The 11,542-nt window shown below is 67.3% G+C and carries 12 protein-coding genes; 2 read left to right on the plus strand and 10 right to left on the minus strand.

The window, feature by feature from the left end; all coding sequences use genetic code 11:
• Nucleotides 1–66: 66 nt before the first annotated feature.
• The 8 genes from AC5RUP_RS00270 to AC5RUP_RS00305 all read right to left on the minus strand — a co-directional run bounded on the left by AC5RUP_RS00270 (nucleotide 67) and on the right by AC5RUP_RS00305 (nucleotide 7,361).
• Complete coding sequence (locus AC5RUP_RS00270) at nucleotides 67–558, minus strand: MarR family winged helix-turn-helix transcriptional regulator (protein WP_494064959.1); 492 nt, start codon at nucleotides 556–558, stop codon at nucleotides 67–69.
• Nucleotides 559–639: 81 nt separating this feature from the next.
• Nucleotides 640–1,419 (minus strand): SGNH/GDSL hydrolase family protein, encoded by a 780-nt coding sequence (locus AC5RUP_RS00275; RefSeq protein ID WP_494154719.1) that lies wholly within the window; start codon nucleotides 1,417–1,419, stop codon nucleotides 640–642.
• 47 nt (nucleotides 1,420–1,466) lie between these two features.
• Nucleotides 1,467–1,805 carry a YnfA family protein gene (locus AC5RUP_RS00280; protein ID WP_494064961.1) on the minus strand — a complete coding sequence of 113 codons (339 nt, stop codon included), beginning with the start codon at nucleotides 1,803–1,805 and terminating at the stop codon, nucleotides 1,467–1,469.
• A 39-nt stretch (nucleotides 1,806–1,844) separates the two neighbouring features.
• Nucleotides 1,845–3,200, minus strand: coding sequence for a transaminase (locus tag AC5RUP_RS00285; RefSeq protein ID WP_494158184.1), 1,356 nt, complete (start codon nucleotides 3,198–3,200; stop codon nucleotides 1,845–1,847).
• Nucleotides 3,201–3,230: 30 nt separating this feature from the next.
• Nucleotides 3,231–4,028 (minus strand): ABC transporter permease, encoded by a 798-nt coding sequence (locus AC5RUP_RS00290; RefSeq protein ID WP_494154194.1) that lies wholly within the window; start codon nucleotides 4,026–4,028, stop codon nucleotides 3,231–3,233.
• A gap of 11 nt (nucleotides 4,029–4,039) precedes the next feature.
• Nucleotides 4,040–4,975: an ABC transporter permease gene (locus tag AC5RUP_RS00295; RefSeq protein WP_494154193.1), complete on the minus strand. Its 936-nt coding sequence runs from the start codon at nucleotides 4,973–4,975 to the stop codon at nucleotides 4,040–4,042.
• Nucleotides 4,975–6,138, minus strand: a complete 1,164-nt coding sequence (locus tag AC5RUP_RS00300; protein WP_494091998.1) for an ABC transporter ATP-binding protein — start codon at nucleotides 6,136–6,138, stop codon at nucleotides 4,975–4,977. Before AC5RUP_RS00300 ends, AC5RUP_RS00295 begins: the two co-directional genes overlap by 1 nt.
• Nucleotides 6,138–7,361: an ABC transporter substrate-binding protein gene (locus AC5RUP_RS00305; protein WP_494132282.1), complete on the minus strand. Its 1,224-nt coding sequence runs from the start codon at nucleotides 7,359–7,361 to the stop codon at nucleotides 6,138–6,140. Before AC5RUP_RS00305 ends, AC5RUP_RS00300 begins: the two co-directional genes overlap by 1 nt.
• Before the next feature lie 368 nt (nucleotides 7,362–7,729).
• Between AC5RUP_RS00305 and AC5RUP_RS00310 the strand changes: the two genes are divergently transcribed.
• Nucleotides 7,730–8,224 carry an Lrp/AsnC family transcriptional regulator gene (locus tag AC5RUP_RS00310; protein ID WP_494064967.1) on the plus strand — a complete coding sequence of 165 codons (495 nt, stop codon included), beginning with the start codon at nucleotides 7,730–7,732 and terminating at the stop codon, nucleotides 8,222–8,224.
• 74 nt (nucleotides 8,225–8,298) lie between these two features.
• Nucleotides 8,299–9,687, plus strand: coding sequence for an aspartate aminotransferase family protein (locus AC5RUP_RS00315; RefSeq protein ID WP_494154196.1), 1,389 nt, complete (start codon nucleotides 8,299–8,301; stop codon nucleotides 9,685–9,687).
• A gap of 75 nt (nucleotides 9,688–9,762) precedes the next feature.
• Here the strand turns inward: AC5RUP_RS00315 and AC5RUP_RS00320 are convergent, their stop codons facing one another.
• Together AC5RUP_RS00320 and AC5RUP_RS00325 are read right to left on the minus strand one after the other, a co-directional pair.
• The gene (locus AC5RUP_RS00320) at nucleotides 9,763–10,314 is read right to left on the minus strand and encodes a hypothetical protein (protein ID WP_494154192.1); all 552 of its coding nucleotides are present in this window, start codon (nucleotides 10,312–10,314) and stop codon (nucleotides 9,763–9,765) included.
• 164 nt (nucleotides 10,315–10,478) lie between these two features.
• On the minus strand, nucleotides 10,479–11,528 hold the full coding sequence (locus AC5RUP_RS00325) for a siderophore-interacting protein (protein WP_494158185.1): 1,050 nt from the start codon (nucleotides 11,526–11,528) through the stop codon (nucleotides 10,479–10,481).
• Between the last annotated feature and the right edge of the window lie 14 nt (nucleotides 11,529–11,542).

The following is an 11,542-nucleotide window of genomic DNA, read 5'->3' on the forward strand; positions in this document are numbered from 1 at the left end:
CGGTTTGGATCAAACCAGCGGCCGGCCCTCGACGGCGGCCGTGAACCGCGGCGCCGGGCGCGCGGCTCAGCTGTTCAGCCGCGGTTCGCGCAGCACCCAGCTGTTGGGCTCCAACTGCTGCACGATCTTCTTGCCGATCCGCTCCAGGTCCTGCACATCCCTGCGGTCCAGTCCGTCGAAAACCGCCTGGCGCACGGTCTCGACGTGTCCCGGCGCCAAGGCCACGATCGCGTCCATCCCCGCATCCGTGAGCAACGCCATGGTCACCCGGGCGTCGTCGGCGCACTGCGTCCGGGTAACCCAGCCGCGGCCCTGGAGCTTTTTGACCACGTGCGAGAGCCGGGACAGCGAGGAATAGGTGCGGGAGGCCAGCTCGCTCATGGGCAGCGACCGGTCCGGAGCCTCGGACAACATGGCCAGCACGTTGTAATCGAAGAGCGTCAGCTTGCCCTCCCGGTACAGCGGGGCGTCGAGGTTGCCCGGCAACAGGGTGGACACCGCCAGCAAGGCCAGCCAGGCCTGGCGTTCTTCGGGGTCGAGCCAGCGTGCAGAAGTCATGCCTCTATTCTGCCATAAAACTTGAGGCTTCAACTGTTAGGTCGGGCGGGTCGGCACCAACCGCTTCTGCCCCGCACGGCACTAGACCCGTCCGGTGGTGTGGAGCCCCGTGAGCTGCGGGTACTTCGCGGTGAGCGAGTCCCCGGAGGACGTGCCGCGCAGCCGGCGTCCCATCCACGGGCCCAGGTGCTCGCGGGCCCACCGGACATTGGCGGCCATCGCGCGCCGGCGGGTCAGCGCCGCCAGGTCCGGCAGCGCCGGCAGGTCGATGATGTCCTCAGCCTGCAGCACTTCCAGCACCTTCTTGGCCATCAGCGTGTGCCCGGCCGTGGACATGTGCAGGCGGTCGTCGTCCCAGTAACGCCAGTCGCGGAACTCGCGCATCCGCCAGTAGTCAACGATCTTCGCCCCGTGCAGGTCGGCGATCTCACGCACCCACTCGTTGTAGATGGCGGTGCGGCCGCGGGTCTTGCTGAAGACCGCCGAGGCCACCGTGTCAAAGCCGGTGAACAGCACGACGTCGGCCCCGGTGGCGGCCAGCTTGTCCACGCCGGCTTCGTACCCTGCCATCAGCGCGTCGATGTCCACGCGCGGGCGCAGGAGATCGTTGCCGCCGGCGTAGAGAGTGACCAAGGTTGGCCGGAGCGCTACGGCGGCGTCGATCTGGTCGTTCAGCACCTGGGCGATCTTTTTGCCGCGGACGGCGAGGTTGGCATAGCCCCAGCCGGTATCGGCGAGCATCAGCTGCTCGGCCACCCGGTCGGCCCAGCCGCGTACACCATTGGGCAGGCTGGGGTCCTTGTCTCCCACTCCCTCGGTGAACGAATCCCCTAAGGCCACAAAACGCTGCGCGAAAGTCACCGGACCAGATTAACAAAGAAACCGTTCCGGCAGCTGCGCGGCGCGGCCTAGGCGACGCTGCGCGGTGCGTACATGATGACGGCGACCCCGGCGAGCGCGAGGCCGGCGCCAAGGTAATCCCAGCGGTCCGGCTGGAAACCGTCCAGCAGCATTCCCCAGGCCAGCGATCCGGCGATGAACACTCCGCCGTACGCGGCCAGCACCCGGCCGAAGTTCGCATCCGGCTGCTGGGCGGCGATGAAACCGTAGAGGCCCAGGGCCATCACGCCCAGGCCGGCGAACCACCAGTCCCGGCCTTCGCGCACCGCCTGCCAGACCAGCCAGGCGCCGCCGATCTCCGCAATGGCGGCGAGGACAAACAGGATGGCGGATTTGGCGATCGTCATCCATCCAGTATCCCAAGCCAACGGCCCGCGCCCGCCGCCTCAGCCGCCCGTCAGTTCCCGGACGGCTTCTTCGAAGACCTCGTGGTGCCGTTCGACGTCGGCGCTGGTGGTTTGCGGGCACATCAGCGCCATGTTGTGGAACGGGGTGAGCAGGATGCCGCGGTTGGCCAGGTACAGGTGCAGGAAGTCTTCCAACCCGCCGTCGTGGCTGGCCGCCGACTCCGTGCCGTTGCGGGGCGCCGGGTTGGCGAAGCGGTATTCGGCCCGCGCACCCAACTGGGACACCGACCACGGCAGCGAATACCTATCGATCACCCGCTGCACGCCGGTGGCGAACTCCGTGGCACGCGCGGTCATCGCGGCGAAGGCCTGGTCCGTCAGCACGTGTTCGAGGGTGGCCCGCATGGCCGCGACGGACAGCGGGTTTCCGGCCAGGGTGCCGCCCACGCCGCCCATGTCCACCAGGTCCAGGTCGGCCCGGCCCAGTGCCCGCTCGGCCAGTTCGGCGCTGAGCCCGTAGGCGCCGCAGGGGATGCCGCCGCCGATGGACTTGCCGATCACCACCACGTCCGGCTCGAGCCCCCACGCCGCGGTTGCCCCGCCCGGGCCGGCGGAGAAGGTGTGCGTCTCGTCGATGATCAGCAGCGTGCCGTGCCGGCGGGTCAGTTCCCGCACGCCGTCCAGGTAGCCCGGTTCCGGCAGCACGATGCCGATATTGGTCAGTGCCGGTTCCATCAGCACAGCCGCCACGTCTCCATAGGCAAGCTGGCGCTCCAGGGCGGCAAGATCGTTGAACTCGGCGACCCTGCTGGTTTCCGTGACGTCCACCGGCGCCCCGACGTTGCCCGGGCGGTTCAGCCCCTCGCCGTCGGGGCCGGCCACGATCAGCGATTCGTCCACCGACCCGTGGTAGCAGTACGGGTTGAACAGGATTTTGCTCCGGCCGGCCAGGGCCCGGACCAGCCGGATGGCCCACCGGTTGGCATCGGTGGCGGTGAGCGAGAAGCTCCAGCGCTCCACGCCGAACCGGCGGGCCAGCTCCGCCCCCACCCACTCGGCGTCCGCGGTGGGCAGCATGGTGGCCAGTCCCCCGTCGTCGGCGGCACGCCGGATCATCGCCTCGACGGTGGGCTGCGGGGAGTGGCCGGCCATCGCGCCGGTATCGCCGAGCGCGAAGTCCACGTATTCGAGTCCGTCCACGTCCCACACCCGGCAGCCGCGGGCCCGTGCCAGGTAGAGGGGGAAGCTGCCCGCCTTCTTGTTCATCCAGGTCATCGGGACTTTCCCGAAGAGGTGGGACGCGCCGTCGTACAGTGCCTTGGACTGGGGATGCTTGGCCTCGAAGTCCTGCAGTTCGCGGGCGAACAGCATCGCCAGCCGGTTCCGGTCGATCATGAAGGGCTCCTGGTCAGCAGGTTGGGCGGGTCAGCGCGCCGCCAGCATCTTGGCGCGGCGGTGGGCGAGGATCTGCCCGCCGATCACGATCAGCAGCGCGATGATGAACATGGCCGAGCCGATCACGTTGGCCTGGGCGGGGATGCCGCGGGTGGCGGCCACGTAGATGAACTTCGGGAAGGTATCCACGTTGCCGGAGTTGAAGTTGGTGATGATGAAGTCGTCGAAGCTGATTGCGAAACTCAGCAGGGCCGCCGCCACGATCCCCGGCAGCAGCAGCGGGAAGGTGACCCGCCAGAACGCCTGCATCGGGGAGGCATAGAGGTCCGCCGCCGCCTCCTCCAGCTTCGGGTCGAGGCTGGCGACCCGTGCCTTGACCGTGACCACGACGAACGAGATGCAGAAAACGGTGTGGGCGATGATGATGGTGCCCTTGCCCAGTTCCGCGCCCACGTTCAAAAACTGCGCCAGCAGCGAGGCGCCGAGGACGACTTCCGGGGTGGCCAGCGGGAGGAAGATCAGCATGTTGGCGGTGGAATTGAACCGGAACCGGTAGCGGACCAGCCCGATGGCGATGGCCGTGCCCAGGAGGACGGCGATCACCGTGGCAACCGCGCCGATCTGGAGGCTGTTGCCCAGCGCCTGGCAGACTGCCGGGGCGCCGCACGGGTTGACCCAGTTGTCCCAGGTGAAGGCGCGCCAGGTGAGGTTGGTGCGCCCGGCGTCGTTGAAGGAGAACACGAAGACGTAGGCGATGGGGACCAGCAGGAAGACGAATGCCAGGCCGCCGAACACAGGGACCAGCCAGCGGCCGAAGGAGTTTTTCACGTCAGAGCCCCTTACAGCAGTTCTTTGGTGCCGAAACGGCGCACGTAGATGAAGACCAGGGCGAGGATGGCCAGCATCAGCACAAAGGACAGTGCCGAAGCGCCCGGATAGTCGACGATGCGGAAGAACCGGGAGTCGACGACCTGGCCGATCATGGTCGTGTTCTGGTTGTTGCCCAGCAGCGAGGCGTTGATGTAGTCGCCGGCAGCCGGAATGAAGGTGAGCAGCGTTCCGGCCATCACCCCGGGCATCGACAGCGGCAGCGTGACCGTCCTGAAGGTGGTGAAGCCGTTCGCGTAGAGGTCGTTGCCGGCCTCGATCAGCCGGGTGTCCAGCCGCTCCAGGTTCGCGTAGATGGGCAGGGTCATGAAGGGCAGGAAGTTGTAGGTCAGGCCGCAGACCACGGCGAAGGCGGTGGCCGTGAGCCGCCCGTCCGGCGGAAGCAAGGCCAATGCCCTGAGCACGGAGACCACCGGGCCCTCGTCGGCGAGGATCTGTTTCCAGGCCTGGGTGCGCAGGATGAAGCTGGTGAAGAACGGCGCGATGATCAGAACCAGCAGGATGCCACGCAGCAGGCCGCGCCCGCGCAGCCTGACCGCAATCAGGTAGGCCATCGGATAGCCGATCAGCAGCGCCGCGGCGGTGGCGGCCAGCGCGAACCCGAAGGAACGCAGCAGCTCCGGCCAGTAGCTGCCCAGCACCCGGACGTAGTTGTTGAACTCCAGCGCCGGCACGAACTGGCCGATGTCGGCCCCCGGCGGCTTCGTGTAGAGCGAGGTCGCGAGCAGCGAGAACACCGGGAGCACGAAGAAGAGCAGCAGGAAGAAGAAGCCGGGCAGGATCAGCCAATAGCCCATCCGTCCCCGGCGGCGTTCCTCCTTAAGCTCGCCGCTGCCGCCTCCCTGATCCGGCGCCGATGACGTGTCTGCGGTGGCCAGCGCACTCATCAGACACCGTCCTCGGGCGCCCCGTACTGCGGTTCCTCGTCGCCGTCGAGGCCGAAGGCGTGTTCCGTGTCCCAGCTGAGCACGACGGCGTCGCCCGGCTGGGCCAGCTGCTGGCCGTGGTTCTGGCTGAAGACGCCCACCGTGCCGATCCCGGCAACCTCTACCAGGTACTCGGTACTGACCCCGGTGAACGAGGTGTCGAGCACGGTGCCGCGCAGGACGTTGGCGGCCTCGGCCGGCGCATCGTCCGGCCACATCATCTTCAGCTTCTCCGGGCGGATCCCGATCAGCGCCTTGCCCCGGTGCACGGTCGCGCGCTCCTTCAGCACGGTCAGCCGGTTGCCGTTGGCATTGACGACGACGGCGTCGCCCCGGTCCTCGATGATCTCACCGGCGACCAGGTTGGACTTGCCCAGGAAGTTGGCCACGAACACGGTGCGCGGCAGTTCATACAGCTCGCGGGGAGCACCCATCTGCTCCACCTTGCCGGCGTTCATGACGGCCACGGTGTCCGCCATGGTCATGGCTTCTTCCTGGTCGTGGGTGACGTGGACGAAGGTCAGCCCGACCTCGGTCTGGATCTTCTTCAGTTCCACCTGCATTTGCCGGCGGAGCTTCATGTCCAGCGCGCCCAGCGGTTCGTCCAGCAACAGCACCGCCGGTTGGTTGACGATGGCCCGCGCCAGCGCCACGCGCTGCTGCTGCCCGCCGGAGAGCTGGGCCGGCCGGCGTGCGCCCAGGTGCGACAGCTCCACCAGCGCCAGTGCCTTCTTCGCCTGCTCCTGGGCGTCGCGGACCTTGCGCCGGCGCAACCCGAACGCCACATTGTCCAACACGCTCATGTGCGGGAACAGGGCGTAGTTCTGGAACACGGTGTTGACCGGCCGCTGGTGCGGGCTGGCCTTGCTGATGTCCTTGCCGCCGATGCTGATGCTGCCGGACGTGGGCTGTTCCAGCCCGGCTACCATCCGCAGGGTGGTGGTCTTGCCGCAGCCGGAGGGGCCGAGCAGGGCAAAGAACTGGCCGGCCGGAATGGTCAGGTCCAGGTCATCCACGGCCACGAAATCGCCGAACCGCTTGGTCACGGACGCCAGCACCAGATCCGCGCCGCTGTCTTCGCCGACGGCGTTGGCGTGCTCTGTCCTCAGTGGTGCCTGGGTCATCAGTTGCCGATCGCCTGCTGGAAACGGTTGCCGAAGTCGGTTTCCTCGTCGGCCTCAAGGCTGCGGAAGACCTTGACCTTGGCCAGGTCTTCGTCCGTCGGGAAGATCAGCGGGTTGTCGACCAGCTCCGGATCGATCTTCTCCATCGCTTCCTTGGCCCCCTGCACCGGGCAGATGTAGTTCACATAGGCCGCGACGGTCGCCGCGTTTTCCGGATCGTAGTAGAAGTCCATCAGCGTTTCCGCGTTCTTCTTGTGCGGCGAGCCGATCGGCACCAGCAGGTTGTCCGACCACAGGGTTCCGCCGGCTTCCGGGAGCGCGAACTGCCACTTGTCGCCCTCTTCGAAATTCAGCTGCGTGATGTCGCCGGACCAGCAGATCACCGCCAGCGCGTCGCCGGAGATCAGGTCTTCCTTGTAGGAGTTGCCCTTGACCTGGCGGATCTGGCCGTCGGCAATCTGCTTCTGCAGGACCTCCAGGGCGGCGTCGTATTCGCTCGTGCCCCAGTCGCCGGAAATGTCCACGCCGTTGTCCAGCATGAGCAGGCCCATGGTGTCGCGCATCTCGTCGAGCACTTCCACGCGTCCCTTGAGTTCGGGCTTCCACAGGTCGGACACCGTCCGCAGCCCGCCGGGGACCGCTTCCTTGTTCCAGGCAATGCCCGCGTATCCGGACTGCCAGGTCAGGGAGTTCTTCCGTCCCGGGTCGAAGTCCACGTTCTTCAGGGTCTCCAACAGGTTGGCCGCGTTCGGAATGTTCGCGTGGTCCAGTTCCTGCGTGTAGCCGAGCCGGATCAGGCGGTCCGCCATCCAGTCGGTGAGCGTGATGATGTCCTGTCCGATGTCCTGCCCTGCGGCGAGCTGGCCCTGGACCTTCCCGAAGTACGTGTCGTTTCCGTCGATGTCCTCGGAATAGTTGGCCTGGATCCCGGTTTTCTTGGTGAAGGCCTCCAGCGACGGGTAGGTCTGGGTGGAGTCGTCATAGTCCAGGTACAGGGTCCAGTTGGCCCAGTTGACTTCCTTTTCCTGGTCCGACAGGTCTTCGGCCGGGGACAGCGCACCTGCCGAGCCGGTGTTCGACGAGCCGCCCGTGCCGCCCGTGCCACACGCAGCGAGCAGGCCGGCCAAAGTCAGTCCGCCGGCGCCCATCAGGACGTTCCGGCGGGACATCTGCGCAGCGATCAGGCGTCGCAGGCGTGGGTCTTCAGGTAGTCGTTTCGGCATCTGGTGCTCCTGTTGACGGATCGGGCCTCGCTGGTGCGTCGATACTTGCAGACGGCCGAGACCCCGACAATAGTTTCAGTTGTAAATTTTTGGTACCACAACGAAATCCGAAGCACCCGCTGCCTGAACGTGGAGTGTCCCCTCCCCGAAGGGCGCACCCGCGAAGTATGCACCCGGCGGACGGAACGGCCGCACGCTCAAGCCCAAGTGAGCTGCTTCACAACAGATAGTAGCCTCTAGATCTGCGTATATCGATAGCCTCGGCCGCGAATCTTTTCGGATTCAGCACTTGCGCTCTCATCAGACAACGGATTCAATAGTCAGCAATCCCTGCCGGTGGCGGGTATTCGCTTAGGAGGTGGATACGCTTGACCTTGCTGCCCAGTGCCGGCCATGGCCTCATCGGCAACGGCCACAGCCCTGCGGTTGACGAGGTCTCCAAGGCCATCATCGAGCAACTGCAGGAAGACGGCCGCCGCTCCTACGCCGCCATCGGCAAGGCGGTCGGGCTCTCCGAAGCAGCCGTCAGGCAGCGGGTGCAGAAGCTGATCGACTCCGGCGTCGTGCAGATCGTCGCGGTCACCGATCCGCTGCAGCTGGGCTTTGCGCGGCAGGCCATGCTGGGCATCAAGACCGCCGCCGACCTGCTGGAAGTGTCGGACAAGATCGCCGAACTGGACCAGGTGCACTACTGCCTGGTCACCGCGGGCTCGTTCGACATTCTGGCCGAAATCATTTGCGAAAACGACCAGGATTTGTTGCGGCTGGTCAACCAGATCCGCGGCATTCCCGGTGTCCTGAGCACCGAAACATTCATGTATCTCTCTCTGCGCAAGCAGGAATACAACTGGGGAACCCGATGACACAGACATCAGCATCGCCAAGCACCAGCATCCCGGGCCAAGGCACGCCCGCCGGCACCACGACCGACGCCCCGATGCGCCGGGCCTACACCACTCCGCTGGGAACGGACCGCCAGCAGGCGGCCCGCGACCACCTGTGGATGCACATGGCCCGTCACTCACCACTGGTTGCCGGCGGCAACGTACCGGTGATTACCCGCGGCGAGGGCCACCTCATCTACGACGATCAGGGCCGCGAATACATCGACGGCCTGGCCGGGCTCTTCGTGGTCCAGGTGGGCCACGGCCGCGAGGAACTCGCGCAGGCAGCCGCCCGGCAGGCCAAGGAACTGGCCTTCATGCCGCTGTGGTCCTATGCCCACCCGGCGGCCATCGAGCTGGCCGAACGCCTGGCCCACCACGCCCCCGGCGACCTGAACCGGGTCTTCTTCACCACCGGCGGCGGCGAAGCCGTGGAATCCGCGTGGAAGCTGGCCAAGCAGTACTTCAAGCTGCAGGGCAAACCCAACAAGACCAAGGTGATCTCCCGCGCCGTTGCCTATCACGGCACCCCGCAGGGAGCGCTCTCGATCACCGGTATCCCGGACATGAAGGCACCCTTCGAACCGCTGGTGCCAGGCGCTTTCCGCGTCCCCAACACGAACCAGTACCGCGCCCCGGCGGGCCTGGAAGATCCGAAGGCCTTCGGCCGCTGGGCCGCGGACCGGATCGGCGAAGCCATCGAGTTCGAAGGCCCGGACACCGTTGCCGCGGTGTTCCTGGAACCGGTGCAGAATTCCGGCGGCTGTTTTCCGCCGCCGCCCGGGTACTTCGAGCGGGTGCGGGAAATCTGCGACGAGTACGACGTTCTGCTGGTCTCCGACGAGGTGATCTGCGCGTTCGGCCGGATCGGTTCCATGTTCGCCTCCACCGACTTTGACTACGTGCCGGACATGATCACCTGCGCCAAGGGCATGACCAGCGGCTACTCCCCGATCGGCGCGATGATCGCCTCGGACCGCCTGTTCGAACCGTTCAAGCATGGCGACACGACGTTCTACCACGGCTACACCTTCGGCGGGCACCCGGTCTCGGCCGCCGTTGCCATGGCCAACCTGGACATCTTCGAACGCGAGGGCCTGAACAACCACGTCAAGGAGAACGCCCCGGCCTTCCGCAAGACGCTGGAGAAGCTGCTGGACCTGCCGATCGTCGGCGATGTCCGCGGCGAGGGCTATTTCTACGGGATCGAACTGGTCAAGGACAAGGCCACCAAGGAGACGTTCAACGACGAAGAGTCGGAGCACCTGCTGCGCGGCTACCTGTCCAACGCGCTGTTCGACGCCGGCTTGTACTGCCGCGCGGACGACCGTGGCGACCCCGTGGTGCAGCTGGCTCCGCCGCTGACTATCGGCCAGCGCGAATTCGACCAGATCGAGCAGATCCTGCGCTCCGTCCTCACGGAGGGCATGAACCACCTCTGACCGCCAACGGGACTCCCGGGGAGGGGGCTTTTCCCGAATCGGTGAGGGCGGTGGGTGGTTGGCCACCCACCGCCCTCAGCCGGCTTCGCCGCGGACCTGCCGCAGCCACGTGCGCCGCGCGGCCAGGCAAGGCTCGATGTCGGCCACGCTTTCCAGCGCCACCGCCTGCGCCTCGAGCCCGGCCGCTTCGATGATGATGCCGTACCGTCCGCGCTCGGCACCTGCCCACCACTTGCCGCCGTCCTGCCAGAGCGCGAATTCCACCTGCTCACCGTCGACGGCGATGCCCACCATCCGCGGCTCCTGGCGGTCCAACTCGTCCAGCTGCCGCAGGTAGGCGTCCTTGTCCTCCACCATGGCGCGGGCGCCCAGCCGCATGGTTCGAATGCTCTGGTTTACCTCGTGGGCCGTGGTCAGGACCTGCGCATAAGGCGAACCAAGCCCCGGATCGCCATGCAGCAACCCGTGGGGGCCGCCGTCGAAAATCCATTCGCCGACCATGACGCCGCCGTCCCAATCGCGGAGGCCGAAACACGGCAACTCCGGAAAAGTCTCGCGAATGCGCTGCTCCCCTTCGGCCACGATGGCCCAAAATCCGTCCTGGTCCCGCTGCCCCTCAACGCCCATGGAGCAAGTATGGCAGCGGCCTGCCCGGTTTCGCCCGGAAATTTTGGCCGCGGGCCCCGCGGACCCGGCGGGCACGTACACCACGCCCGTGTCCCGGCCGGCGGTGCGCAACGCACGGCGGCCGGCGGTGCCGCCGTCACGAGGGGCATTCGGGTGCCGGCGCCCTACAGTTCGGCTTTTCCGGCCCGCCAATAGCCCATGAACGCCACCTGTTTGCGATCCACTCCCACGTCCCGGACCAGGTAGCGGCGCAGCCCGCGGATGACCGCCGCCTCCCCCGCCATCCAGGCGTAGAACGGCCGGGTGGAACCGGCAGTGGTTTCCCACAAGATCACCTGGTCAATGTCCACTTCTTCGGGGTCCTCCCCCGTCGCCGGGGCCAGGCCGGCTCCGGGCACGACGACGGCGGCGCGCACCGCTTCGTCCAGCAGCTCGCCGTGCGGGCGGCCGCCCCGCGCCAGCCAGGAGATCTGCACGTCCGCCGCAGACCGGATGTCCTGGAAGTCCGCCGGGTCGGGGACCTCGAGCACGGCGTGGCCCGTCATGTGCCCCGGGAGGCTCTCCAGGATGGACGCGATGGCGGGAACGGCGGTTTCGTCGCCGGCGAGCAGCACGTGCGAAGCCAGCCCGCGCCGCCACTCAATGCCGCCGTAGCTCTTCGCCGTCGCGCAGTTCGCCGCCGCGGCGTTCGGGCCGATGATGGTGACCTCGTCGCCGGGCACGGCGGCGGCCGCCCAGCACGACGCCGGGCCGCCGTTTCCGTCGGCGTCGAAATGCAGCACGAAGTCCACGTCCAGTTCGGGCCCCCGCCTGCCTTCCGCCGGCCGGAAGGCGCGGACGGTGTAGGTGCGCATGGAGCCGCGGCGGGCCGGGTCCATGGCCAGCCACTGCTGGTACCAGCCGCCGCCCAGTTCCACCGCGGTGTCCGTGCCGGCCGCCGAGGCTCCTTGGCCGGCCGGCGTTCCGGCACCGGACGGGCACGCGGGGCCGCCAAATGCCGGCAGCGGCAGCGGACGTCCGTCGGCGCCGGCGGACGGGATCATCACCTTGATCCGCAGATCCAGCGTCGGCCCGTCCACGCCGAAACGGCGGAGCGACTCACCGCAAAAGGTGACCCGCCGGTAGCTCGGCGAGAGGTCCTCTACCCGGGCGACGGCTACGCCGAAGGCCAGCACCGGCACCACGGCGGATGTTTCAGTTGCTACGGCGGTCATCGTGCTCCGTTCTC

It is taken from the genome of Arthrobacter sp. Y3223151 (genome assembly GCF_059091125.1).

Bases quoted from the DNA above. Each gene is read 5' to 3' on its own strand.
- AC5RUP_RS00270 (WP_494064959.1), bottom strand. From the start codon at position 558: ATGACTTCTGCACGCTGGCTCGACCCCGAAGAACGCCAGGCCTGGCTG.
- AC5RUP_RS00285 (WP_494158184.1), bottom strand. From the start codon at position 3,200: ATGATCGACCGGAACCGGCTGGCGATGCTGTTCGCCCGCGAACTGCAG.
- AC5RUP_RS00320 (WP_494154192.1), bottom strand. From the start codon at position 10,314: ATGGGCGTTGAGGGGCAGCGGGACCAGGACGGATTTTGGGCCATCGTG.
- AC5RUP_RS00300 (WP_494091998.1), bottom strand. From the start codon at position 6,138: ATGACCCAGGCACCACTGAGGACAGAGCACGCCAACGCCGTCGGCGAA.
- AC5RUP_RS00315 (WP_494154196.1), top strand. From the start codon at position 8,299: ATGCGCCGGGCCTACACCACTCCGCTGGGAACGGACCGCCAGCAGGCG.
- AC5RUP_RS00305 (WP_494132282.1), bottom strand. From the start codon at position 7,361: ATGCCGAAACGACTACCTGAAGACCCACGCCTGCGACGCCTGATCGCT.
- AC5RUP_RS00280 (WP_494064961.1), bottom strand. From the start codon at position 1,805: ATGACGATCGCCAAATCCGCCATCCTGTTTGTCCTCGCCGCCATTGCG.
- AC5RUP_RS00325 (WP_494158185.1), bottom strand. From the start codon at position 11,528: ATGACCGCCGTAGCAACTGAAACATCCGCCGTGGTGCCGGTGCTGGCC.
- AC5RUP_RS00295 (WP_494154193.1), bottom strand. From the start codon at position 4,975: ATGAGTGCGCTGGCCACCGCAGACACGTCATCGGCGCCGGATCAGGGA.